Origin of the sequence: Halobacteriovorax sp. HFRX-2_2 (assembly GCF_043196705.1) — a bacterium.
Lineage (GTDB): Bacteria > Bdellovibrionota > Bacteriovoracia > Bacteriovoracales > Bacteriovoracaceae > Halobacteriovorax_A.
Genome location: NZ_JBEBMT010000003.1, coordinates 387,767 through 411,048, shown reverse-complemented (window position 1 = coordinate 411,048; position 23,282 = coordinate 387,767). Strand labels below are relative to the sequence as shown.

Genomic DNA, 23,282 nt, shown 5'->3' with positions numbered 1-23,282 from the left:
ATCCAATTAAAATTCTGATAGCAGGGCCTGAATCTTTTTCAGGTCTGCTTTTCTATTTGAACGATCCACAAAAATATAATTTCCATTTTCAAGCTTTGCAAAAAGTTGAAAGTAGCCCTTATTTTCAAAGCCACGCATTGTTGGATCTTGCTTCATCTTTGCCACATTTGGAGAGTCCATGAAGTGGTCAATTGAAAAAGCATCCTTTGCCGCAAGCTTATAAGTTTTCTTATAGATTGGGATAAAGAAAAGTCTATGCTTTAGAACAAGCTTATCATCTTGCTTGATAATAAATTTCTCATACATATAGAAAGAAAGTGTGATGAAAGGGATAAGAAATAGTGTGGCCGCAACCGCAATAACCAGTGCCTGGTTGATGCTATCACCTGTGTTATATAGCTTAATCATCGGTCCTTTAACACCAATAAACATGGCAATAACGACTGTTGCAGCTGCTAGAAGGTAGCCCCAAAAAACCATCGGTAGTCCATAGGTCTTAAGAGTTAAACCCTCTTCGTTGATTGTGATACGATCTTTTTCTTCTTTTGATACTGGAAATATAAACATTAGGCCCATGTGGCGTATTTTAGTCACAGGTCTGCGAATAGTCTACCAGATAATTAAAAGATATCATCACAACTTCTGCAACAGCTGGAGAGTCGCTAAGAAGACGATAGCGCCGATGGTGGAGATAACAATACTTCCTATAAGCCCGTAACTTGCAAAGCCTACCAGGTGGAATGTGAAGCTTCCTACGAAGGAGCCCATAATACCCACAATGATATTACCCACAAGGCCAAAGGTTTCTCCACGGTAGAGACTTCCTGCTAGCCAGCCAGAGATGGCACCAATAAATAAAATTATGATAAATTGTTCGATGGCCACGAAACACCTCCTAAATTAATTCATTTTAGGAGATGTATCGTATTGATTGTTAGTTAAGATAACTTAAATAAGTAAAACTTTTAAGCTCTAAGTACTGGGCCTAAAGCCAAGTACTTAGTGAGAAGTTAATTGCGTATCCGTTCGTTTCGTCCGCATTACCATCTGTTGATGTATTTGTTTCTTCTCTGTATTGGCGCTCAACAAGGAATCCACCATTAAGTTGTACCTTTCTTGATAGCTTATATTGTGCACCGATATCCAGCTTGTAGATCGTTGTTCTACTGATATTTCCGTCATTGTATCTCGACTGTCCGAATCCATCACTACCTGTAGGATAGTCTGTTGCATCGTGAGCTAGGTCGTAAACAAATGAGTACTCAGCGTTGATCCCTGCGGCCCACTTGTCATCGATCTTATATAGGAAACCTGCTTGAGCGTTATAAGTCTCTTGCTTAAGAGTTGCATAGCGATCATTAGGGTGCTTTGAGAAGTATCCGTAAAGAGCTTCTGTCCAAAATGCCCAGCTATTATTTTCAAATTGGTAAGCAACAGAGTATCCGTGATCGGCTTCAGGATCAATATCACGCCAGTAAGTGAAAGCACCAAAGATGATTTCATGATTTTGAGATGGGTTAAAACGTCCCTTATAAGCAAAACCTCTTTGGAAGTTTGTGTTAAATGTTCTTTCTGTATCGTAAGAAAGCTCAGATGTTGGATCTCCACCAAGGTATGGGATCGACTGATTATCTCTGTCACGTCTTGCTTGTTGATTTGAACCAAAGAAAGTCACATCGTGAGTTTGACCTTGTCTCCAACCACCATAACGAAGAGTTAGAAGATACTTTCTTTTGAAGTATCCAGCTCTCATTCCTGAGTATGTTTGTGTTAGGTATCCACCGTCCATTAGGTTTCTCTCAGTGATACCAAAGTGCATTGTGTAGAAAGGAACTTTACCCTTACCACCTGTTAGCTTCCAATTATTATTGAAACGGTAAGTAAGTAGGGCCTCTTCCATCAGGTCAACTGTTGTCCCAGCTTCTTCTGTTGCATCGATATCAAGTTTGAATTTGGCGCTCCACTGCTCGTGGTTGAAATAAACTTTAATATCTGCTGTTCCGTAACCCATTTCAGCACGAGTGCTGTTACCACCGATCTTCTCAAGTGTCATTAGGTCTAAAACCATGAAGGCACGAACATTGAAGTCGTATGCCTGGGCAGTAATACTACTAAGTAGTAAAAGTGAAACTAGTAGGGATTTTTTAAACATTGTCTACTCTCTCTTCTCAAATTGGCTTATAAATTGGCGATTTAATAAGAGAGATGTATCAATTAAGTGACAATGTGTAAAAACAGAATTGTGTTAAGTATGAATTACTTACAATATAAATTTGTCTTTGCAGTCTTTTAAAGCTGATTACAGTCTTCGTAATTCTCGTAATATTGTTCGTGGTCAGGAACAGATGTTTCCTTACAATCTTTTCGCTCAGAAGCGACATCACGAGTTGTGCTTGAAGAGCACGAGGCGCTAAATAAAACTAGTGTAGACAGGGTAAGTAGAGAGATAATTTTTTTCATGAAAAACTCCTTTTCCTGCCAATATTATAACTCGAATAGGGATAAAAAAAAGGCCTGCAAAATGTGCAGGCCCTCTATTACATGATCGATAGAATCGATTATTAAGATTTCTTTTTAGCTTTTTTGCTCTTGCGATCACATGTCTTACCTTCGCATTTCTTAGAGTCCTTGCAATCCTTCTTCTTTTTTGCACAACAGCTCTTTTGTGAGCGATCACATGACTTTCCAGACTTATCTGAATGAAATGATGAGCAAGATCCCATAACTAGTAGTGCTGTTAAACCAAGTACTTTAAACATAACTTCTCCTTAAAATTTGTTAAAACTCTTCAACACAAAGATTAAAGAGGCCTTGCTATTAGCAAACTCTTTTCAGGTTGAAATTCTTTAAATAATTTTAACCCATTTTGGTAGAAATTGAAGGTTGAAAGGCCTGCGGAATTATTTTCTAAAGCTGCTAAATGAATAACAAAGTTAAATAATTGAGGGCACTCAAGTCCACTTGTGACAATAATCTGCCAATTTCTCTTGTCGCGCCTTAACTGGAAGAATTCAAAAACGTTGATATTGACACCAAATTTAAGAATTATATGATTAACTTCTTCTGGAATATTCTTTCTAAATTGAAACTCAAAGCTCTCATCAAGGGCCAGGGCAATGCGATCACTCCACAGGCTTTGGGCCCATAGTCCGAGATCACTAAATGGCTCTTCAATATACTCAATTGCTTCAATTGTCTTAGGTTCAAGATTATAAAGGATGCTTTCTAAAACAGAACTATCAAGACTACGGTTTCCATCTAAGCGCAGTCTTACACCCTTAGCTGCCAATGAGTTAAGGTCTGAGATCACATCATGAGTGTTGGAGCTTGTGGAAATTTTATATTTTAAAATATCATGTGAATGGAATTTTAAGTCTAGGCCTTTTTGATAAAGTAAATTGATCCTCACGCTATTGGCCTGATTAAAGTAATCATTGTTACCATTTACTTTTCGGTAGTACTTAATAAGTGCATACTCAAAGGCCAAGATAACATTATTTGGAATCTCCTTCTCATTAATTATAGGAGCTTCAAATAAATCGCCCTTAATAAATTCATCAAGGGGATAGTCGATCTCATACTCGTGTTCGAGTTCTTGATTCTCATAGAAGAAGGCAAATTGGGTGATATAGGAAGTGAAGACTTCTTCTTCAATGTAGACTTCTACTTCAAAGTAATCAATCTTCTTATATTCTTTTGCACGCGCCTTAAGAGGTAGGCGCATATTATGAACTTCTTTGTATATAGGTCTAAGAACTAGCTTAGCCACATGACCCCACTATAAATAAGAGTTGAAATGAAAAGATACTTACCTGTACGGGCAAGACTTTCATTATAGGCCGGCGATGGCCCATTCTTAATAGGATACGTCCATGTTTTTAAAAATACCAAAGTTAAAATGAAAAGAATAAGATCGAGGGCCATGGCCTGACCACTTCTTAAAATGAGAAGAGAATGTCCGCATAAGACGGCAAAGGCAATAATAACAAAGATTAAAGGCAGCCAGCTTGAGGCATTCTTCATCATTCTATTAAGTAAAATTCCAAGTGTTAGCTTACCTGCGGCCTTATCACTTTCGATATCACGAGCATTATTAATGGCCATAATGGCCGCACTTAGTAGGCCCGGATAGAGACTAAGAAGGATAATTGAATCATTAATTGTGCCCACCTGAAGATAGTAAGCTCCACAAACTGCAATATTGCCAAAAAAGACAAGAGCTAGAAGCTCTCCAAGGCCGTAGTGAGATAGTGGGAAAGGGCCACCTGTGTAGGCGTAAGCTCCAAGAATTGAGGCAAGGCCAACAATGATAATTGGCAGTCCTCCAACATTCATGAGAAAGATTCCAAGTAAGAAGGCCATGGCCAATGTAGCAATGAAAAACTTCTTTACTGTCTGTGGAGTTACAAGGCCTGTGCTTGTGACACGCTCTGGGCCTAAACGCTCTTGTGTATCAACACCTGTTTGGGTGTCGTAGTAATCATTAATTAGATTAGAAGAGATTTGTAAGAGGAGAGTGCAGACAAGAGTGATCGCAAATATTATCCAACTAATATCACCTTGATCAAAATAGGCCGCTGCCGTGGCCATGATAACCGGAGAGGCCCCGGCCGGTAATGTCTTGGGCCTTGCTGCAGTTATAAATCCTTTTACAAGTTGACTCATTATTTTACCTTTTTACTGTTTTTAATTTTTTAAAGAGTGCCAAATTTGACTCGTTATTAGTGATGGCCTCGATAATATTGACACCTTTAGTACTTAGGGCATCTGCCACTAGCTTATTAAAGTCTCTCTTGGTTTCACAACACTGATAAGTGAGTCCATCAAATGCCTTGATAAGGCGATCAAAGCGGTCTTTGTGTGGTGTTGTCAGAAGAGGAAGAAATTCTTTTTCTTTTGCAATTGGAAGAAGATTAAAAATATCACCTTGGAAATTATTAATTATAATAACTGTTAGATTCTTTCCGGCACTGGCCGCTTCTTCAAGCATATAAAGTGAATTTAGGTCATGCTTAAACGAGATATCACCTAGAACGAGAAGTTTTGGTTTATCGTTCTCATCACTTAGTCCAACAAGAGTTGCAACAAAGCCTTCGATTCCACTTACACCGCGATTACTAAAAACGTTAACATTTGATCTGTAGTTGCTAGATACAAAGTTATCAAAGCTTCGTACAATAGTTGAGTTACCTACAAGTAAGTCATAATTGTCGTCGATATTTTCAATGATATTCTTAGAAATAAATGGCTGTGTTAGCTCTTGCTCTTCAATGATGGCCCTTTTCTTCTCGACAAAGTCATGCCACATCACAGGTGGTGCTTGGTTTAATTCTAGCTTAACAAGCCCATTTAGAAATGAGAGTGGGTCACAGATGATTTTGTGTGTATTAGAAAAACCAGGGTCGTGATCAAAGTCCACATTTGTTACATGGATAAGCTCACAATTATTTCTTTCTAAGTAATTATAGTAGTGCTTAGAAACTAAGCGTCCACCAATATGAATGATGATATCTGGCGGGTTCTGCTCATAGACATCTAAGACTTCTGGATGATCAAAATTAGGTGTTAGGTAGTCTTCTAAGCAAAACTGATACTTTAATCCACTTGTTAGATCAAGATACTTTGGGACTTTGATTTTCATCAGAGCGTCTTGATAGTGTTCAAGATCTTTCTTTCCATCAAGCTTACCAATAACAAGTAGAATATTCTTTGCTTCAACTAGCTTTTGACCTAATTCAAACTCCATTTGATATGTTTGATAGGCGCTTGAGATAACCTTTGCTCCATTTGCATTAAAACTTTCTCGTGCCTTTTCTAGGTATTCTTTGGAAATAGGCATTGCTGTTGAGTCAAGAGGCTCTCTAAGAGGTAGGTTGATATGCACTGGTCTCTTGTTGATCTTTGCTCGACCTATGGCCGTTGAAATTAGAGTTCTAAGTCTTGTGGCACTTAATGCTTCATTTGGTGCTTCAAGGCTTAAGTTATAGCAAGTGTGATCAGCGATGACACTAAGTTGGTCAATGGTCTGGTTCGAGTCCGTTTTTACTAACTCACTTGGCCTATCTGCCGTAAGTATAATTAGTGGAAGCCCCGATTTATTTGCTTCAATAATGGCCGGCGCGAAATTGGCCATGGCCGTTCCTGAAGTACAAGTCAGAAGGGGAATTGAATCCGAAACTTTTGAGCGCCCTAGGGCCCTATAGCTTAGTGCTCTTTCATCAAAGTAAGAATAGGTATCGACTAACTCATGGTAGTGGGCAGCTGCAAGAACTGGTGCATTTCGCATACCAGGAGCTGTATAAAATTGTGTGATTGAGTTCTTTGCTAACTCATCAACAATAATGGATGCCCAAAGTCTTGAAAGATTTTCTGTTATTGGAAATTTGTCCATGATTTGGCCTTGATAACTTCAGTGAAGTTTTTCATTTTATTTGTGGTTTCATTCCATTCTTTTTCTGCTGAAGAATCTTTGACGATTCCACAACCCGCATAGATATGAAGGTCTGTTTTATCCACAAGGGCACATCTTAGTCCTACAGCAAATTCAGTTCTATCTTTTGAAAAATAACCAATTGGTGCAGCATAGAGCCCCCTTGAATTTGTCTCAAGTTCACTAATGAGATCCATCGCTAGTGGCTTTGGAAGTCCCGCTACAGCTGGAGTTGGATGCAGGTGTGTGATTAAATCACTACGTTTTGCATTTTCATTTAAGATGGCCTCATACTTAGTATGAATATGCTGAATATACTTAAGCTTTAAGATTTGCTCTTTCTTTGTGATTTCAATATCACTTGCAAGACTCGCAAGTGTGTCTTCAATATAGCTAGAGACATGTCTGTGTTCTTCTAGCTCTTTTGTATTTGTTAGAAGTGTTTGCTCAAGAGCATCGTCCTCTTGTTTATTTACACCTCTTTTTGTCGTCCCCGCAAGACTATCAATAAAGATTTTTCTACCATCAAGTTTAAATAGAGTCTCTGGAGTTACACTATAGAAACACTGGTGAGGAGAAAATTGAAATAAGATATTGTAGCTATTGTGACTATTGTTTTCTTTTAATGTTTTAAATTGTCCATAAGAAGAAATTGGATTCTTAAAAGAAACCTTAAGTTTTCTTGAGAGAACAATCTTTGATATCTGTGAACGATTTATTTTTGAAACAGCGGCCTTTACAATTTTATTCCACTGACTCTTGCTCGTTTCAGACACATTCTTTGTAATGTGATTATAATCACTAAGGGTATGCTTAGGATTCGGATCTAAAGTGATCGCTAACTCATGGAGAGCTTGTTTCTTATTTTGCTCATCCGCAAAGAAAGAGTTTGGTAGAATCACATTGATATCGACTCCTTGAGGAGTTGATTCAATTAAAACCTTGGGAACAAAGTACGAGCAGTCTTCAAGGCCGTGCCATTCGAGAGAGTCTGCTTCAGCTTTAAAGCGCTGTGCTCCACAGATTTTTAAGAAGTCATGTGACTCAATAAGGCGTTCAATGTCTTCATAGTGATAAAGAGAGTTGAAGTCACGCCATGAACCAAGGGCCAAGATTTCTGTGTCCTTGTCTTTGTTTAAAAAGTAAAACTTCTTAAAAGTTTGAAAGTGATCAATAATAGATGAAATATTATTAAAGCCAGCTTCAAACTTATAGAGGCTATATTCACTGCCTTTGATTAAATCTTCACTTGAGCAATCAAGCTTAATCAAGGCATTGATAATATCAATTTGAAGGTTATTAGCAGATAAACGCAATTACTTCTCTCCAATGTAAAGAGTGGCAATTCCAAATGTTAGAGTAATAAATCTGACATTCTTAAATCCTGCCTTAGTCATTTCGTCCGCAAATTCCTGTCCATATGGAAAGTCTTCTACAGTTTGATTTAGGTAAGTGTAGGCATCCTTATGCTTTGAAATTAAATTTCCAACAAATGGTAGTAAGTATCTGAAGTAGAAGAAGTAAATTCCACGAAAGATAAAATTCTTTGGAATTGAAAACTCAAGGACAAAGCTTCTTCCACCTGGACGAATAACTCTGTACATATTCTGTAAAGATTTTTTGAAATCAGGGAAGTTTCTTATACCAAAGCTTACACTTGTGACATCAAATGTTTCATCGGCCGCTGGAATTTCAACGCCATCACCAATATGCATCTTGGCTTTATGATCTAATTTCTTTGCTACGATTTTCTTCTTACCGATTTCAATCATACCTTTCGATAGATCAATTCCTGTAACGCTCTCGACGTTTTTTGCGCGGGCAAGGGCAATTGTAAGATCCCCAGTTCCACAAGCAAGGTCTAGGCATTGTAGTTTTTCTCTCTTTGGAAGGTTGGCAATAACCACCTTACGCCAGTAAATATCAATACCAAATGAAAGGATGTGATTTAGTAAATCGTATGTACCAGCGATCTTATCAAAGATCTCAAATGACTTCGTTTTTCTTGTAGCAAGTTCTTTATTGCTCATATTTAATCAGTCCTTCTGCAGTGCAGTGTTTATCAATAGTATTTGCGTTATATTAATCATTTACGGCCCCTTTCGACAAGTGGTATTACTATTAAAACGGAAAAAACTATGAACGAATTTTTTGAAAGCATCCCTCCACAAATTTTAGAGAAAGCGGTCAATATTGACCTTGATATTAAGTCTGAAAACTGCCTTAAATCCATTAAGGAAGTTCTCGCTAAAACTGTTTTATCTGGTGGAAAACGCCTGCGCCCAATGCTGACATTTTTAATGGCAGATTTTTTTAATGCGCATGAGAAAGAGGATGTGACGATTTGTGCTCGTGCGATTGAAATGGTTCACGCTGCTTCACTTGCTCACGATGATGTTATCGATGGCGCAACGCAAAGGCGTGGAAATCCTTCAATTAATGTTGAAGCATCAAATAAGAAGGCCGTACTTGCTGGAGACTACCTACTGGCAGATGTTATCTTAAGTCTCTCAAAAATTGGTTCAATTAAAGTTCTACAAAGCATGTCTCAAGTTATTCAAGACCTTGCCATTGGTGAATGGGTTCAGTCTGATGCTCTTGAGTCTCGTAAATACTCAAAAGAAGTTATTGAAAATATCGCCTTCCATAAAACAGCTTCTGTTATGGGGTGGTGTTGTTGGTCTGGGGCCTACCTTGGTGTTGAAGATGAAGAGTTGGCAGCTAAGGCCGCACGCTTTGGACATCTCATTGGTATTGCATTCCAAATGGTCGATGACACACTTGATTTCAGTGACGGAGAGAGCTTAAAAGATGCTCACCTCGACCTTGAGCAAAACTTAGTTAACTCAGTTGTCTATGACTATCTTGCGGCCAATCCTCTTAAGATGGAAGCCTACCAAAAAGGTGGTGAGCTAAAGAATATTGTAAATCTCGATGAGATCGCTGGCAGTGTATACAATATCAAAAATGAGGCAACGGCACTAATTGATGAGGCCCGTGATATCCTTCACGAAATCCGCACTGAATTAATTGCACGTGGATTCAATGAAGAGCGACTACAAGAGACGATAAAACCACTTGAATTAATCGGTGGCTTTATCCTCAATCGTAATGTTTAATTACTTTATTTTTAAATTATAATCGAAACGTTGCCCAAATAGGGAAGTGATCACTTGCCTTCTTTAGCTCAATGGCATCGTCATCAATACAAGTCACACGCTTATCTAATCCTTTAACCATATACTTTGGTAGCTCACTTGGTGGCGTACAAAAGACATTGCCTTTATTAACAAGAGTCTCTGGATTATAGATTCCAGAATCCATAAGCTTTAGGCCCCTGTAAGCAATATAATCTAGTGTTAGTGGATTACGATTGCCGGCAAAAGTTTGGCGCTCATTTGTTGGCCCTGGATTTTTGAGCCAAGGACTTAGGTGATTAAATAATCTTCTAAGGACAACAGAGCCAGGATTATTCATATAAATTGAAGTGTTGAAATCACCCATGATGATCACTCGATCTTCTTTATGAATTGGTTTTAAGTGAGCATACTTCTTTGGAAGTTTCACATTGAAATTTGTTGCACCAGTTACATACCACTCAAGAAAACGAAGTTGGTCACGGTTTCTTTCATAGTTTGGCGTCTGGCGATTTCCAAAGTGATAACTTGGAACTGTGTGAAGAAGAATAATATGCACTTCTTTATCTGCGACCTCAATGACGAGGTGAGTGAAGCTCTTATCAAAAAGTTGCATCTCTTTTGGAAGTTTCTTTCCGCCACCATCGCGAAATTTTGAAAAGTCTGCGGCGGGATTAAACTCCTTCCACTGAAGATCCTTTACGATGATCTCTTCCTTGATTGGATGCTTTGAAGCGAAACCTGTTGAGTACTGACCTGGGAAAAGTCCGTAATTTACTTGGTCGGCATTCTTGCGATCCTTAGAGTACTTTCCATTTACTTTCTTTGCTTTGTTTCCAGTGTTTGCCTGAGTGAAGCTAAAGGCAAATTCACTTGTATCTTCTTTTAATTGACCCAAGAGCTTTTCTAGATTCTTTCCATTAGGAAGGTCGTATTGAATCTCATTTACGCTAATAGCGTCGAAATCAAGTTTTTCTAGAATATTTTTAACACTTGTAAGTTGGTCATTCTTCTTACTTAGTTTCGCAGTATCAAGTTCCTTAATATTCCAATGAACGAGATGAATTTCATCATCTCGTCTATCATTGGAGGCACAAGAAGCACCTATTAAAATAAAAAGAGTTATTAAAAGAAGATTTGTCGTTTTCATTACAGTAGGAATTCCTTTACGTCTTTTGCACAAGCTTCTTCAACTTCTTCAACTGTCTTTGGAATCATGTGAGATAGATTCTCGTATCCATCATCAGTGATAAGAATATTATCTTCGATACGAATTCCAATTCCTTTTAACTCTTCTGGAATATTTGAGAATTCATTATTGAAGTAAAGTCCTGGCTCAATTGTAAAGATACAACCTTTTGTGAAAGTCATTGGATCTTTTGTCCCTTCAATTAAGTATGGGTTTTGATCGTGAACATCAAGACCTAGCCAGTGACCTGTTCCGTGAGGGAAGTACTTTCTGTGATTTGCTTGTTCAATATTTGAACTAACACTTCCTTCAAGAACCTTAAGATCAATTAGACCTTGAGTTAGGATTTCACTAACTTTATTATGAAGGATTGTTGCGTTATTACCCGGTTTTGATAATTCAATGGCCGCAAGCTGTGATTCAAGAACGATATTATAAACTTCTTTTTGAATCCCTGTGTACTTTCCACTAACTGGGAATGTTCTTGTGATATCTGTTGCGTAACCATTTAGCTCACTTCCTGCATCGATAAGAAGAAGGTCACCTTCATTTAGAACTTCATCATTTTTGATATAGTGTAAGCAGTTTGCGTTATTTCCACCTGCAATAATATTATCGTATGCACTTCCTTGAGATGGCCCCTTCATGAAAAGGTAAGTCATAAGTGCATTTACTTCTTGCTCTGTTGCCCCTGGGCGAGCAAGTGCCATGGCCGCACGGTGAGCACGATCTGTAACGATCATTGCTTCTCTCATTGTGGCGATTTCTGTTTCATCTTTAATAAAACGCATCTTTTCAATTAAGTGGCCTACATTTTTAAATGTATCTGGTGGCAGCTCTTGTTGCGCTCTTTTCTTGTGAAATAGTGAAGCTGCAATTTTTCTGGCCTTATCTGCAATATCAGTGCGCTCACTTAGGTGAACGTAAAGACTTTTGTGTCCTGGTAGAAGTTCTTCTAGTTTCTTATCAAGTTCCTCAATTGAGTAACCTTCATCTGTTCCAAGAAGCTCACTTGCCTTTACTGGGCCAAGTCTTTTTCCGGCCCACATCTCTGCAATTTCATCTTTTGGACGAACAAAGATAATCTGTTTTTCAACCCCACCTTTCTTTGAAAGGATAAGAGCACTATCGGCTTCATTTAGGCCTGTTAAATAACGAAAGTTTGAGTTTTGGCGAAATGGGAATTCTGTGTCATTACTCTTATGAGCATATGTAGCGGAAGCAATAATTGCAATTCCATCATCCATCATTTCTAGTAGCTTTTTACGGCGGTTTATATAGACATTATTTGTCATTGAATACCTCACTTTTTATGGAGTTATCCTATCAAAATATGCCCAAAACGCAAAGAGGGCGCCCTGGAAAAGGCGCCCCCTTCTTACAACCAAAATCTAATGGAGTATTAGATTTATTGAAAAATTTTAGATTAGTATCTTCTCATACAAGTGTCACGACGGTGGCTATATCTTGCATCCATTGCACAGTCACTTGTTGCTTTTTGACATGCACGACTTTCTGCTTCATAAGCTGTTCTCGCTGTTGCACTTGAAGTGTATGTTTGAACAACACGACCTGAGATTGTTCCATTTGCAATTCTATCAACAGTACAAAATCTTGTCACAGTTGGGTTTGGTCTTGGTGGCCTAGAACCTCCACGAACCTTTTCACAAGAGAATTTCCATGGGTTTTGTTTTGTGTATCTTGCATCAAAACACTTATCATCTGCTTTACGACAAGCTTGGTGCTCGTTATTTGCTTGAGCTGTAAATGTATTAACAACTCTTCCGTTTTGTGTGTTTACTAAGTTAAATGAACAAACTTCTTTTCTTTGGTGTGGTGGTGGAACTGGCCTTCTTGATGTAACTGTACATGTAGCACGAGCAACAACGCGATCATATGACCTTCTGTCTTGTTCGCGTGTACATTGCCTTAGGGCCTGGCGACAAGCAGCTTCAAAGTTGTAATCATACGATGAGAATTTATCAATTGAGCGTCCATTTCTGGCAACCATATCAACATGACAAGTCTCGGCCATGGCCATTGCAGATGTAACTAATAAAGCAGCAGCAACTAAAAATTTTTTCATAAATAAAACCCCTCTCGTTTCTTTTATTTTGTTAAGTTAGTTTTATGAACAAAGAACAAAAGTGACAATTTCAATAATTTAGCGGGCCAGAAAATAGGCCGAATGTAAGAAATTCTAAGAATTTTCACAAAAAATGACATTTTCGAGTTGTACATTTTACAAAAATGCCCTGTTTTTGGGCCCCTAATGTCACTATTTTGCCGATTATGATCAATATTTAAAATTTATTCACACTTACTTTTGGCAACGCCGATCATTTTAATATGGAAATGAGCTTCTTTGATCGAGTTAAAATTCACGCCTTAAGCAATGAGTACGTAAACCTGAAGACTGTTGGGCAGCAGGTATACTGCAATGATCAGCTGATTTGTAGTCCAACAATGTGGGACCGTAAGCTTTTGCGCCACTCCTATGCTCTTTATGGGGTCATCAAAAGGGAAGTGATGCAAATACGATTTCACTTGGCCGGCGACGTTATTTTAGAATCAAAAATTTTTAAAGGGACTGCCCAGAGTGTTTCTGATTATAAGACGATTATGAATGCAATGCTGGAGCTTGAAAGCGAAGCTCGTAAGTGTGGCCTAGAGATAATTAAGGCCGAGATTGGCCATACACATTTAAGCTCATGTTATATCGATAAGAATAAATTTAAACTTTGTTTATTATCAAAGAGCGATCTTGAAGTCGCGCGACGCTTAAAACAATTTAGGGATTATCCAATTGAAATAAAGGCCATCGCAAAGGATGGCCTAGTATTTAAAAAAGTTTTTAAATAACTCTTTAAGTAAGCTTTGATTACTTTAGAAGCTTAATCACACGCTCTTTACCAATTGTACGGATAAATCCTGCAAGCTTTGGTCCTTTTTCACGTGAAATTAGTTTTTGATAAATTGGTGCAAAAATATCTGCAGGCTTAAGTTCTAGCTCGTGCATAATTTCATACATCTTATCATTGAACTCTTTATCATCTGCAATTGAGTCCCACTCAGACTCACAAAGAGCAACTAACTTATCAAGGTATGTGCGAACATTTTGCTCAAGAGGCATATCAACAGCTTCTTTATTGATAGCAAATTTAAATTCTTCTGGAGCGTTTTCTTGTAGCCAGTGAAGAGCACAAGCACTTCTTTCTCTAAAGCGTCTTTCGTCTCTGTCATTTTTAATTTGGTCAGCATAGAAAGCACGAGCGGCCTCAATGTCACCATCATTAATTTGAAGAACGTTACAAAGGTGTCTAAAAGATGGTTGGAATGGACACTGCGCTGGATGCTCTCCAATTTGTGATAATTCCAGAACTCTCTTTGCCATGGCAACTTTCTTTTCGTTACCTTGCTCAAGCCCATAAGCTAGACGCTCTTGACGATCATAATCTTCGTAAGTCTTAAGAACATCAAGATCAAATGAGATCGCAAAGTCGACATTTGTCTTATAAGAAGCAAAAATCCAACGAACCATTTCTGGCTCATATACTTTTAGGATATCATTTACAGTAACAAGGTTACCTTTTGAAGAACTCATCTTCCCACCAAGACCTTTAATCGATACGAAATCGTACTGAAGGTAAATTGGCGCTTCCCAGTCAAAGATTTTTACAATGTCTTTTGCTGTTGTGAAAGATCCACCTTGAGAAGAGTGATCCTTTCCACCTGGTTCAAAGTCAACTTTTTCAAATGCCCAACGCATTGGCCAGTCAACTCGCCAAGGAAGTTTCACAAGACTTGTTGTATTAATATCGATTTCACCTTCATAGTCATGCTCGTTATGCTTGTAGCGTAACTTGCTCTCTCCATCCCATGAAAGAATTGTCGTCTTATCAGTCTTATACTTTTCGCAGTAAACAGATACCGGATAGTAGTCATCACCATATGGCTCTTTTCTGTATTGGTTTAGAATATCGCGAATTTCTAGTCTCTTATTAAGAGCAAGTTTAATCTGGTCTTTGTAATCTCCAGCACGATATTTTTTTGCTTGATAGATTGGCTCTACGTCGACGCCAACTTTTTTGAGTTGCTCTTCAAAGTTGTGCTCGTGGTGAGCAGCGTAGCTATCATGTTCTCCAAATGGGTCTGGAGTATCAACGATTGGTTGAAATAGGTACTGAGCTAACTCGTCTTGTTTAGGAAGGTTTGCTGGAATCTTTCTAAATGTATCGTAATCATCCCAAGAAAAGATGAAGCGAACATTCTTACCGCGAGCGCGTAGTCCACGTGCTACAAGGTCAGTTGTGATTACTTCTCTAAAGTTTCCAAAGTGAACAACACCTGAAGGTGTGATCCCACTGGCAACAACATAGTCGTCTTTATCGCCGTGTTGACGGATGATGCGGTCTGCCGTCATATCGGCCCAGTGAACAAGATTTAATTTTTGTGTCATATGATACCTACTGCTTAAACTATATAAATCGAAATTGCTCACACTATAACAAAATAATTTCACGTAGTTAAGATTTTTAATGATATTTTGGCCACTTTTATGCTAGATTTTAAGCATGTTTGCAGCATTAATTAAGGCCGCCATTTTCTATTTTATCTTTATCCAGATAAGAAAGTTTCTTCGAAACTCTGGTGTGCTTTCAGATTCTAAGCCTTCAGCACAAAAACACCAGCAGTACGAGCATTCCGCTTACCGTTCTGCACATAAGTCTCAACAAGGGCCAAGCTCATCTCATGATAAAGATGTGATCGAAGCCGATTATCGTGTTATTGATTAAATAATTGTAAGAAATTATCAGAACTCAACTTCTTTTTATTCGTTAGAATAAGAGATGAATTTATATTTTAATTGGAGTTTCTAATGCTTAAAAAAATCGGTTCAGGTTTACTGTGGCCAATTGCAATCGCCCTTACTTTCTCTTCTTGCGATGATTACGGAGAAGGGGGAGATAGTGATCGCGGTGTCATTCGCGCTGGTCAGGCCTTAGAAATTAAAAATACATTATTAACTGGTGTAAGCTTAACTCGTCTAACTAAAATGTGTGACGCTCTTGAAGAGTATCACGATAATATTTTAAGAAGTCGTTTTTCGGAAGATTTTATCTTCTCTCGTCGTCAAAAAATTTATGGTGATCCTACAGTAAGAGATATTTCAAATATTGGTGTCTATATTGAAGTTCCTAATGATTATCAATCAACTCCGGTCTTTAAAGGAACGAGGGGAGTCGTTAAGAATTTTATCACACAAATTCCGACTGAAAATAATCTCTATATGGCCTCTCTATGTGACTATACATTAAATAATGTTGGCCCAGCTCCAAAGGTTCAAGAGTTAGTTGGCTCTCGCTACTATGTTTATAATGTTGTCTCTGACGATCGTTTTGATGTCGGGATCTATACTAAGCATAATGATTCAAAATATTACTTATATCGATCATATCAATACCGCTTTGATATCAATAAGGCCTCTCGCTACTATGGTATGGCCATAGAACAGAGTGAGATCTTTATTAGTGACCACTCAGGTAAGGATTATAAATTAATCTATCAAAAATTTCTTAGAGCAGATTAAATAAAAAGACCGAGTTACCTCGGTCTTTTTATTTCATATTCATTGGGGGGAGGGGTTATCTCATCTCGATTAAATCTTGATGGATATATTCAATATCTTCTTCTAATGCTTTTAAGTATTCTGGCGAAATCTCGTTCGCGTAATCATTTAAATGTGTCAGCTCATTGGCCATATCATTAAGTTCTGGCCCGTAGTCTTGATCCGCAAGATCTTTAATATTTGCATATTCTAAAATGGCAAGGTTAAGCCTCTTAGTCATCTCTTTAAGCTTTTGGTCCTGCTTTAGCATTTGAGAGATATTGTTAATTGATCTTTCATCATCGCCACTAAGTGGGATAGCTGCAAGTGCCTGAGTTGAAATGAATAGTGCAAGTAGTAGTGCTTTCATATTTTCATTTTAGCACTTTCTAAAATGACATTCTTTAAATGGTGTAAGGCTTACAAGGGTGTATTGGTGGTAGACAAGGTTTCAGTTTCGCAGATTCCTGCAAGTGTTTTTCATCACTTAACAGGAAATCTGCACTGATTTAAGCTTATAGCCCTAGACGAGCGTTCACTTCTTTTTCATCTGCTTGGCCAGCTTCAATTGAGCTTTTGATGACCATTAGGGCCTGTTGGCTAAGAAATCTCTTATCTGCTGTTGCAACAGAAAGGTCGATATGTTTTTGATTATCAATTGTTGAATACTTCACAAGTGGTTTTACAATTTCAATCGCTTCATCAAGCGTTGGTAACTTACTCACTTTTTACTCCTTTTAAATCTTTAATAGAGATAAGAATACACGATTTTGATAGGCCAGAAAATAAAAAAGGTGACAAGATCAATAAAGTTTCTATAAAATTTACTGTAAGACAATAAAAAACACATACATATTTTGAGAGAGTAGAACTAAAACAAAGGATTGTTTAATGATTAAAATCGCAATGTCACGAGCGATGATGGGACTCATTTTCTCTATCATCGGCCTAAGTACGTATGCTCAGGATTATGGTAAAACGGAAGTTGACCTTCAAGAGCGAATTAACGAATTCTTTGGCATAATTAACGGAAAGTATTATCCGTTCTTATTCTGGGAAATCCCTTTCATCGAAATGCCACTTATTTTATTTGTTATGGTTTTTGGTGGACTCTTCTTCACGATTCGCATGGGTTTTATCAATGTACGCCTATTTAAGCACGCTATTGATGTTATCCGCGGTAAGTATGATAACCCTGAGGATGAGGGTGATATCACTCACTTTCAGGCCCTAACTTCTGCACTGTCTGCAACAGTTGGTCTAGGAAATATTGCAGGTGTGGCCTTAGCTATTGGTAAGGGTGGCCCAGGGGTTGTTCTTTGGCTATGGATCATTGCCTTCTTTGGAATGTCGATGAAATTTGCTTCATCAACATTTGGCCAAATGTTTAAGCACAAGACTTCAAGTGGTGACATGCTAGGTGGGCCAATGGTTTACCTTACTCAAATGTTTAAGCTGACGAAAGTTGCTTGGATTGGAAAGTTTCTTGGTATCTTCTATGCAATTATGACTATTGGTGCTTCATTTGGTGGTGGGAACCTTTTCCAAGCAAATCAAACTTTTAAAATCATTGCTGATCAGCACCCTGACGCATCCCCATGGGTTGTTGGGATTGTTCTTGCATTCCTGGCCGGTGTTGTTCTAGTTGGTGGTATTAAGAAAATTGGTAATGTAACTTCAAAACTTGTACCGATTATGTGTGCTTTCTATGTTTTTACATGTCTAGCAATTATTCTTTCTAATTATCAAAATATTCCACATATGTTTTCTATGATCTTTAGAGAGGCCATGACTCCTGATGCGGCCTTTGGTGGTGCCTTTGCAGTTATGCTAGTTGGGATTCAAAGAGCGTCATTTTCAAATGAGGCCGGACTTGGTTCTGCTGCTATTGCTCACTCTGCGGCCAAAACAAGTGAGCCTGTAAGAGAGGGTGTCGTTGCTATGGTTGGGCCAGTTATTGACACTCATATTGTTTGTACGATTACGGCACTTACTCTTCTTGTAACTGGAGCATATGAAAACCCAGCTGTTGCGGGTAAGGGTGTGGAAATGACGGCCTATGCCTTTTCAACACTTGGTGACTGGGCCCCGTATTGTCTTCTTATGGCAATTTGTGTCTTTGCCTACTCAACAGTTATCTCATGGTCTTATTATGGTGAAAGAGCAACTTTATTTCTCTTTGAAAAATGGATTGGTTTTAAAAGTGTAAAGATGTACCGTCTTTGTTATGTCTTCATCATTATCCTAGGGCCTGTTCTTAAGATTGGTCACGTCCTAGACTTCGCTGACTTAATGCTGCTTTCAATTGCTTTCCCTAATATTATTGGGATGATTTGTTTTTCTAATCTACTTAAAGCAAAAGTAAATGACTATCTAGCACGCTTTAATTCAGGACAAATGAAAACTTATAACTAAAAATAAAAAGGCCCGACATAAAATTAAAAGTCGGGCCTTTGTTTTATTTATAAATTTTAATTGATTCGATTTCTTTTAAGTATTCAGCATGGCCCCTCGTTTCAAATTCACGTAGCTCACTCATGCTGCCAAGTCGATTGGCCCAGTCTTTTACAAACTCACATCCATTAATAAGATCAATGGCAAGCTTGCCAAAGGCGTACTCATAATCCTTGGCATCCCATTCAAACTTGTCTCCTAAGGCGCGTTTAAATTCACGGCAAAGATATTGAGAGACTTGCCAAGAGTTAAACTCTTTTTTATTTGTGACGTGAATATGAACACCTCCGCAAGCACTACCAGCATGCTTATTAAATGTCGGCATGAAGTTAACTGGACGTAAAATGAAACTTCCATTATCGATTTCTTTTAGGCTTTCTTTTAGTGAGTCGACAAACGAGTAGGCCTCAATTGCAGGGTGGCCCACAACTTCAAGGGAACGTGTCGTCCCACGTCCTTCACTTAAATTTGTTCCTTCGTAAAGAACAGTTCCGCAAAAAGTAAGCGAGCTTTCTGGTGTCGGAAGATTTGGTGATGGGTTAACCCAAGCAAGTCCAGTGTCTTTCCAAAACATTGATCGCGTAAGTCCTTCGACTTCGATAATCTCAAGTTCGACATCAATACTTAGTTTCTTCTTAGCAAGAAGGGCGTATTCTCCCATTGAAAGGCCGTGGCGCTGTGGGATTTCAAGTGCACCAACAAAAGATTTAAATTCTGTCTCTAGAATATTTCCCTCGATCTTTTCTAATCCTACTGGATTTGGGCGATCGAGAATAACTACCTTGATACCATTCTTGGCACATTCTTCTAAAAGATAAGTCACTGTTGTGATGTAAGTATAAACTCGTGTTCCCACATCTTGAAGATCAACAACAAAAGTATCTATTCCTTCAAGCATCTCAGGAGTCGGCTTTCTTGTTTCACTATAAAGTGAGTAAACAGGGACACCGAAGAATGGGTGAGTGTAGTGATCTGTCTCAACCATATTGTCTTGAACGTCACTAACAAAGCCATGCTGTGGCCCAAAGAGTTTCTTGAATCGATCTCCAAAAATTTCCTTGAAAATAATTGGGGCGACTTTGAATTTTGAATCAACACTTGCGCTGTGACACAGTAGTGCGATATTACCTGTTATTTTATTTTGTAAAGTTGCGTCATCTCTTAGACGCTCTAGTCCAATTTTTATCATAATATATTCCCTTATTTGTAATATTTTATGGGCCTTTTTGACGAGTTGCAAGCTATTAAAACTGTGCTTGATTCTGTATAATAAACTTTAGACAAAACACACCAAATTACACACATAGCTAGGGAGACACACGGATGAGACAATACTTAGATCTAATGAAACACGTGCTTGAAAATGGTCAGAAGAAAGAAGACCGTACAGGTACGGGGACAATTTCAGTTTTTGGATATCAAGCTCGTTATAATTTAGAAGAAGGGTTTCCTTTAGTGACAACTAAGAAGTGTCACCTTCGTTCAATTATTCATGAACTTCTTTGGTTCTTAAAAGGTGATACAAATATTGCTTACCTTAAAGAAAATAAAGTTCGTATCTGGGATGAATGGGCAGATGAAAATGGTGACCTAGGGCCAGTTTATGGTTATCAGTGGCGTCACTGGAAAACTCCAAGTGGAGAAGAGGTTGATCAAGTTGCGAATCTTGTTAAAGGTCTACGTGAAAACCCATTTTCTCGTCGTCACATCCTAACAGCATGGAATCCGGCCGATGTTGATAATATGGCCCTTCCTCCATGTCACTCATTTATTCAATTCTATGTATCACCTGATATGAAATTATCTTGTCAGCTCTATCAAAGATCTGCCGATATCTTCTTAGGTGTTCCATTTAATATTGCTTCATATGCACTAATGACAATGATGCTTGCTCAAGTTTGTGACTTAAAGCTTGGTGATTTCGTTCACACAATGGGGGATGCTCACCTTTATTTAAACCATATCGAACAAGCTGAGCTTCAACTGACTCGCGAGCCACATGCGCTACCGACAATGAAGATCAATCCTGAAGTTAAGTCGATATTTGATTTTAAATATGAAGACTTCACTTTAGAAAATTATGAGGCCCATCCACATATTAAAGGTGAGGTATCAGTTTGATTCTCTCTTTAATTGTTGGAATAGGAAAGAATCGCGAAATAGGTAAGGGCAATGATTTGCTTTGGCATATTAGCGAAGACCTTAAAAATTTCAAAAAAATAACAAGTGGTAAGCCGATTATCATGGGACGAAAGACTTATGATTCAATCGGCAGACCTCTGCCTAAGAGACGCAATATTGTTATCTCTCGCGACCCTTCACTTAAAATTGAAGGTTGTGATGTTTTCACGGATCCCGAAGTTGTTTTAAAAGATCTCAAAGAATCAGGCGTTGAAGAGGCCGTGGTTATTGGTGGATCGTTTATCTATGAATACTATCTTCCAAAGGTTGATCGTATTTATTTATCAGAAGTCGAATATGAAGGAGAGGCCGATGTTTTCTTTCCTAAATTTGACCGAAGTGAATTTCGAGTAAGTGATGAGGCATTCTTTGAAGAAACAGAGAATTCCCCAGCTTGGAAATTCTCTGTCTTAAATCGATTATAGACTACTGTCTTTCATAAGTTTTCTAAAGCCTGCATTTAAGTCGCCAATGACTTCTTTTCCATCGTGTATAAGAACAACTGTTTTAAAGTCTAAGTCGTCGCCGACTTTCTCTCCAACGTTGTCTGGTGAAATGGTATAACGTCCAGCGGCCTTGGCCACTGGCCACTCCATATCATCAAATGTTACGTAGGCAAGTTCCGAGCAAACGATTCTCTCATCTGTCTCAACATCAAAGTTAAAGTCATATACCTTTCCAACTTGTTTAAAAGCATTGATTAAGTAATCTTGTTTTTGCTCGCGAGTAAGTTCTCTTTGGTAGCGAACTGCTGCAAGGTCATCAATATCCATAAAGTGGTGAAGGGTGTTGTATTGAACGCCAGGTCTAAGCGCTTCAATAATTCTCTTTCCTTTATTTTCAATCTCATCGTGGAATGGCTCAACTTCTGGGTGATCCCAGATTCCTAGCTCTTGTAGCTGGGCCTTATTTCCCGTCCAAATAGCAACGTGTCCCCAGTGTCCTGGAATAAATTTATCCGTAAGTCTAAATGGAGTCTTTTCTAGTAAAACATCAAGAGGCTCAAGTTGTGATTCAAGCTCCTGAATTCTTTCAGGTGTTGGATCATAAAGTTTTCCACGTCTTGTTTGAACAAGCCCTGCTGTATTTCCAAAACCTTTAGAAACAACGTGAGTAACGTTATTCTTACTTTCTTTGAAGTAGTCACCAATATAGCGCCAGATCATTGATAGCTTGCGACCAAAAATTCCTCTCTTAAATTCTTTATTTAGCTTCTCAAAACTTTGTGATGATTGGATGAGTGAATCAAGATAGTAATTTGCACGGTCAACTACGACTTTATTGTCATGATTGAATTTTAATAGATCGTGATATAGGCCTAGCCCTCTTTCAATACGATTATAGTTATCATATTTATTATAGCTATAGGTAATCTTAGCTAGCTGATTTTTAAGTTCGGCGTTGTCGTAATTGATAAGGTGGCGGATCTTTTTCATTTCTTGGATCTGTGAAAGAACGATCATGTAATTGTCATACATAACAAGGGAAGTGGCGATGGCCATTTTCATGTCATAGATAAGAGTCTTTCCTAATTCATCATTAGGGTTGATTGTTATTTCTTTGTACTTTACCCATCGGTAATTATTCGATTCATTCTTATGAGGGGCCCCTGGCCTTTTTACTTTTTTCTTCTTTTCTAAAACTTGAGAAGCTTTGTTTGAAGTGATAGTGATTTCATTGTACTTATCAACAACCCACATTGTTTCTTCTACTTTAGGCCAGACTGCGTCTCTGAAGCTTTTATATGTTTCGGTTCCTTCTTCATGCATCGTAGTGATTTGATCACTTCTTAATACTTTCTGTTCTTGGATATCTATAATAAAGTCAATGGCCTTATGTCGCCAGACAAGAATCTCTTCAATTCTATTTTGGTAGTTTTCTAATTCTTCATGATCATAATAGGTTTCAACTTCTGGGCCGTAGAGGCTCACAGAGGAGATCTTCCTACTATTGATATTCGCATAGTCTTTGGTACAGCTTGAAACAATTAAGCTGGTTGCCATAACGACAACTATGGCGCTTTTTCTCATCATGATAACTCCCTCACATTAATAGATATCGATTATTTATCGGCACCTTTAGAGGAGTTGTTTAGTCTGATATTGTAATTCTGAGCTTTTTCAATAACTTATAATACTCTTATCCCAAATTCTTCTAAGATTTTTGAAAGTGAGATCAGTGGCAGGCCAATAATCGATGAATGATCAGGACACTCGACAGTATCAAAAAGAGCGATTCCTAGTGTCTCTAACTTGTAAGCACCACAGCTCCATAGAGGCTTAT

General features: G+C 38.2%; 25 protein-coding genes. 7 read left to right on the top strand and 18 right to left on the bottom strand.

The window, feature by feature from the left end:
- Positions 1-6: 6 nt before the first annotated feature.
- From ABMA79_RS12440 to ubiE, 10 genes are all read right to left on the bottom strand, one after another.
- Complete coding sequence (locus ABMA79_RS12440) at positions 7-567, bottom strand: hypothetical protein (protein WP_392990121.1); 561 nt, start codon at positions 565-567, stop codon at positions 7-9.
- A 66-nt stretch (positions 568-633) separates the two neighbouring features.
- On the bottom strand, positions 634-885 hold the full coding sequence (locus ABMA79_RS12435; protein WP_021266560.1) for a GlsB/YeaQ/YmgE family stress response membrane protein: 252 nt from the start codon (positions 883-885) through the stop codon (positions 634-636).
- Positions 886-985: 100 nt separating this feature from the next.
- Positions 986-2,152, bottom strand: coding sequence for a hypothetical protein (locus ABMA79_RS12430; protein ID WP_393093017.1), 1,167 nt, complete (start codon positions 2,150-2,152; stop codon positions 986-988).
- A gap of 137 nt (positions 2,153-2,289) precedes the next feature.
- Positions 2,290-2,460 carry a hypothetical protein gene (locus ABMA79_RS12425; RefSeq protein ID WP_393093016.1) on the bottom strand — a complete coding sequence of 57 codons (171 nt, stop codon included), beginning with the start codon at positions 2,458-2,460 and terminating at the stop codon, positions 2,290-2,292.
- Positions 2,461-2,561: 101 nt separating this feature from the next.
- Positions 2,562-2,759 carry a hypothetical protein gene (locus ABMA79_RS12420; protein ID WP_392860805.1) on the bottom strand — a complete coding sequence of 66 codons (198 nt, stop codon included), beginning with the start codon at positions 2,757-2,759 and terminating at the stop codon, positions 2,562-2,564.
- A gap of 41 nt (positions 2,760-2,800) precedes the next feature.
- The gene (locus tag ABMA79_RS12415; protein WP_393093014.1) at positions 2,801-3,769 is read right to left on the bottom strand and encodes a hypothetical protein; all 969 of its coding nucleotides are present in this window, start codon (positions 3,767-3,769) and stop codon (positions 2,801-2,803) included.
- The gene (gene menA, locus ABMA79_RS12410) at positions 3,757-4,665 is read right to left on the bottom strand and encodes a 1,4-dihydroxy-2-naphthoate octaprenyltransferase (protein ID WP_393093012.1); all 909 of its coding nucleotides are present in this window, start codon (positions 4,663-4,665) and stop codon (positions 3,757-3,759) included. The genes ABMA79_RS12415 and menA overlap by 13 nt, the downstream gene beginning before the upstream one ends.
- 4 nt (positions 4,666-4,669) lie before the next feature.
- On the bottom strand, positions 4,670-6,391 hold the full coding sequence (menD, locus tag ABMA79_RS12405; RefSeq protein WP_393093009.1) for a 2-succinyl-5-enolpyruvyl-6-hydroxy-3-cyclohexene-1-carboxylic-acid synthase: 1,722 nt from the start codon (positions 6,389-6,391) through the stop codon (positions 4,670-4,672).
- Positions 6,373-7,746: an isochorismate synthase MenF gene (locus tag ABMA79_RS12400; protein ID WP_393093006.1), complete on the bottom strand. Its 1,374-nt coding sequence runs from the start codon at positions 7,744-7,746 to the stop codon at positions 6,373-6,375. The genes menD and ABMA79_RS12400 overlap by 19 nt, the downstream gene beginning before the upstream one ends.
- Entirely contained in the window at positions 7,747-8,460 is a 714-nt protein-coding gene (gene ubiE, locus ABMA79_RS12395) for a bifunctional demethylmenaquinone methyltransferase/2-methoxy-6-polyprenyl-1,4-benzoquinol methylase UbiE (protein ID WP_392860797.1), read from the bottom strand.
- 108 nt (positions 8,461-8,568) lie between these two features.
- On the opposite strand from ubiE, the gene ABMA79_RS12390 reads away from it, so the two are divergent.
- Positions 8,569-9,549 carry a polyprenyl synthetase family protein gene (locus ABMA79_RS12390; protein ID WP_393093004.1) on the top strand — a complete coding sequence of 327 codons (981 nt, stop codon included), beginning with the start codon at positions 8,569-8,571 and terminating at the stop codon, positions 9,547-9,549.
- A 16-nt stretch (positions 9,550-9,565) separates the two neighbouring features.
- Here the strand turns inward: ABMA79_RS12390 and ABMA79_RS12385 are convergent, their stop codons facing one another.
- The 3 genes from ABMA79_RS12385 to ABMA79_RS12375 form a co-directional block, all read right to left on the bottom strand.
- Entirely contained in the window at positions 9,566-10,717 is a 1,152-nt protein-coding gene (locus ABMA79_RS12385; RefSeq protein WP_392860795.1) for a hypothetical protein, read from the bottom strand.
- Complete coding sequence (locus ABMA79_RS12380; RefSeq protein WP_392860794.1) at positions 10,717-12,051, bottom strand: aminopeptidase P N-terminal domain-containing protein; 1,335 nt, start codon at positions 12,049-12,051, stop codon at positions 10,717-10,719. The genes ABMA79_RS12385 and ABMA79_RS12380 overlap by 1 nt, the downstream gene beginning before the upstream one ends.
- Positions 12,052-12,182: 131 nt before the next feature.
- The gene (locus tag ABMA79_RS12375) at positions 12,183-12,842 is read right to left on the bottom strand and encodes a hypothetical protein (protein WP_393093001.1); all 660 of its coding nucleotides are present in this window, start codon (positions 12,840-12,842) and stop codon (positions 12,183-12,185) included.
- Positions 12,843-13,105: 263 nt separating this feature from the next.
- Here ABMA79_RS12375 and ABMA79_RS12370 point away from each other — a divergent pair, with 263 nt between their 5' ends.
- The gene (locus ABMA79_RS12370; RefSeq protein ID WP_392860790.1) at positions 13,106-13,618 is read left to right on the top strand and encodes a hypothetical protein; all 513 of its coding nucleotides are present in this window, start codon (positions 13,106-13,108) and stop codon (positions 13,616-13,618) included.
- Between the two features lie 19 nt (positions 13,619-13,637).
- Here ABMA79_RS12370 and lysS read toward each other — a convergent pair whose 3' ends face one another.
- Positions 13,638-15,215, bottom strand: a complete 1,578-nt coding sequence (gene lysS, locus ABMA79_RS12365) for a lysine--tRNA ligase (protein WP_392860789.1) — start codon at positions 15,213-15,215, stop codon at positions 13,638-13,640.
- Between the two features lie 115 nt (positions 15,216-15,330).
- On the opposite strand from lysS, the gene ABMA79_RS12360 reads away from it, so the two are divergent.
- Positions 15,331-15,552, top strand: coding sequence for a hypothetical protein (locus ABMA79_RS12360; protein WP_392860788.1), 222 nt, complete (start codon positions 15,331-15,333; stop codon positions 15,550-15,552).
- A gap of 83 nt (positions 15,553-15,635) precedes the next feature.
- The gene (locus tag ABMA79_RS12355; protein ID WP_393092998.1) at positions 15,636-16,346 is read left to right on the top strand and encodes a hypothetical protein; all 711 of its coding nucleotides are present in this window, start codon (positions 15,636-15,638) and stop codon (positions 16,344-16,346) included.
- A 55-nt stretch (positions 16,347-16,401) separates the two neighbouring features.
- On the opposite strand, the gene ABMA79_RS12350 is transcribed toward ABMA79_RS12355, so the two are convergent.
- Together ABMA79_RS12350 and ABMA79_RS12345 are read right to left on the bottom strand one after the other, a co-directional pair.
- Positions 16,402-16,734 carry a hypothetical protein gene (locus ABMA79_RS12350; protein WP_393092995.1) on the bottom strand — a complete coding sequence of 111 codons (333 nt, stop codon included), beginning with the start codon at positions 16,732-16,734 and terminating at the stop codon, positions 16,402-16,404.
- Between the two features lie 145 nt (positions 16,735-16,879).
- Positions 16,880-17,089, bottom strand: a complete 210-nt coding sequence (locus tag ABMA79_RS12345; RefSeq protein WP_392860784.1) for a hypothetical protein — start codon at positions 17,087-17,089, stop codon at positions 16,880-16,882.
- A gap of 166 nt (positions 17,090-17,255) precedes the next feature.
- On the opposite strand from ABMA79_RS12345, the gene ABMA79_RS12340 reads away from it, so the two are divergent.
- On the top strand, positions 17,256-18,779 hold the full coding sequence (locus ABMA79_RS12340) for an alanine/glycine:cation symporter family protein (RefSeq protein ID WP_393092993.1): 1,524 nt from the start codon (positions 17,256-17,258) through the stop codon (positions 18,777-18,779).
- Between the two features lie 43 nt (positions 18,780-18,822).
- Here the strand turns inward: ABMA79_RS12340 and ABMA79_RS12335 are convergent, their stop codons facing one another.
- The gene (locus ABMA79_RS12335; protein ID WP_393092990.1) at positions 18,823-20,007 is read right to left on the bottom strand and encodes an exo-beta-N-acetylmuramidase NamZ domain-containing protein; all 1,185 of its coding nucleotides are present in this window, start codon (positions 20,005-20,007) and stop codon (positions 18,823-18,825) included.
- 134 nt (positions 20,008-20,141) lie between these two features.
- On the opposite strand from ABMA79_RS12335, the gene ABMA79_RS12330 reads away from it, so the two are divergent.
- Together ABMA79_RS12330 and ABMA79_RS12325 are read left to right on the top strand one after the other, a co-directional pair.
- On the top strand, positions 20,142-20,939 hold the full coding sequence (locus ABMA79_RS12330) for a thymidylate synthase (protein WP_393092987.1): 798 nt from the start codon (positions 20,142-20,144) through the stop codon (positions 20,937-20,939).
- A complete protein-coding gene (locus ABMA79_RS12325; protein WP_392860780.1) occupies positions 20,936-21,424 on the top strand; it encodes a dihydrofolate reductase in 489 nt (162 codons plus the stop codon). The genes ABMA79_RS12330 and ABMA79_RS12325 overlap by 4 nt, the downstream gene beginning before the upstream one ends.
- On the opposite strand, the gene ABMA79_RS12320 is transcribed toward ABMA79_RS12325, so the two are convergent.
- The gene (locus ABMA79_RS12320) at positions 21,419-23,032 is read right to left on the bottom strand and encodes a YiiX/YebB-like N1pC/P60 family cysteine hydrolase (RefSeq protein WP_393092985.1); all 1,614 of its coding nucleotides are present in this window, start codon (positions 23,030-23,032) and stop codon (positions 21,419-21,421) included. The genes ABMA79_RS12325 and ABMA79_RS12320 overlap by 6 nt on opposite strands.
- Positions 23,033-23,282: the final 250 nt, after the last annotated feature.

What these genes read in the sequence shown, in the direction of transcription:
- ubiE (WP_392860797.1), bottom strand. Translation starts at nt 8,460, where the DNA reads ATGAGCAATAAAGAACTTGCTACAAGAAAAACGAAGTCATTTGAGATC.
- ABMA79_RS12370 (WP_392860790.1), top strand. Translation starts at nt 13,106, where the DNA reads ATGGAAATGAGCTTCTTTGATCGAGTTAAAATTCACGCCTTAAGCAAT.
- ABMA79_RS12350 (WP_393092995.1), bottom strand. Translation starts at nt 16,734, where the DNA reads ATGAAAGCACTACTACTTGCACTATTCATTTCAACTCAGGCACTTGCA.
- ABMA79_RS12360 (WP_392860788.1), top strand. Translation starts at nt 15,331, where the DNA reads ATGTTTGCAGCATTAATTAAGGCCGCCATTTTCTATTTTATCTTTATC.
- ABMA79_RS12355 (WP_393092998.1), top strand. Translation starts at nt 15,636, where the DNA reads ATGCTTAAAAAAATCGGTTCAGGTTTACTGTGGCCAATTGCAATCGCC.
- menA (WP_393093012.1), bottom strand. Translation starts at nt 4,665, where the DNA reads ATGAGTCAACTTGTAAAAGGATTTATAACTGCAGCAAGGCCCAAGACA.
- lysS (WP_392860789.1), bottom strand. Translation starts at nt 15,215, where the DNA reads ATGACACAAAAATTAAATCTTGTTCACTGGGCCGATATGACGGCAGAC.
- ABMA79_RS12375 (WP_393093001.1), bottom strand. Translation starts at nt 12,842, where the DNA reads ATGAAAAAATTTTTAGTTGCTGCTGCTTTATTAGTTACATCTGCAATG.
- ABMA79_RS12340 (WP_393092993.1), top strand. Translation starts at nt 17,256, where the DNA reads ATGATTAAAATCGCAATGTCACGAGCGATGATGGGACTCATTTTCTCT.
- menD (WP_393093009.1), bottom strand. Translation starts at nt 6,391, where the DNA reads ATGGACAAATTTCCAATAACAGAAAATCTTTCAAGACTTTGGGCATCC.
- ABMA79_RS12330 (WP_393092987.1), top strand. Translation starts at nt 20,142, where the DNA reads ATGAGACAATACTTAGATCTAATGAAACACGTGCTTGAAAATGGTCAG.
- ABMA79_RS12335 (WP_393092990.1), bottom strand. Translation starts at nt 20,007, where the DNA reads ATGATAAAAATTGGACTAGAGCGTCTAAGAGATGACGCAACTTTACAA.
- ABMA79_RS12390 (WP_393093004.1), top strand. Translation starts at nt 8,569, where the DNA reads ATGAACGAATTTTTTGAAAGCATCCCTCCACAAATTTTAGAGAAAGCG.
- ABMA79_RS12425 (WP_393093016.1), bottom strand. Translation starts at nt 2,460, where the DNA reads ATGAAAAAAATTATCTCTCTACTTACCCTGTCTACACTAGTTTTATTT.
- ABMA79_RS12385 (WP_392860795.1), bottom strand. Translation starts at nt 10,717, where the DNA reads ATGAAAACGACAAATCTTCTTTTAATAACTCTTTTTATTTTAATAGGT.
- ABMA79_RS12440 (WP_392990121.1), bottom strand. Translation starts at nt 567, where the DNA reads ATGTTTATATTTCCAGTATCAAAAGAAGAAAAAGATCGTATCACAATC.
- ABMA79_RS12320 (WP_393092985.1), bottom strand. Translation starts at nt 23,032, where the DNA reads ATGATGAGAAAAAGCGCCATAGTTGTCGTTATGGCAACCAGCTTAATT.
- ABMA79_RS12380 (WP_392860794.1), bottom strand. Translation starts at nt 12,051, where the DNA reads ATGACAAATAATGTCTATATAAACCGCCGTAAAAAGCTACTAGAAATG.
- ABMA79_RS12430 (WP_393093017.1), bottom strand. Translation starts at nt 2,152, where the DNA reads ATGTTTAAAAAATCCCTACTAGTTTCACTTTTACTACTTAGTAGTATT.
- ABMA79_RS12420 (WP_392860805.1), bottom strand. Translation starts at nt 2,759, where the DNA reads ATGTTTAAAGTACTTGGTTTAACAGCACTACTAGTTATGGGATCTTGC.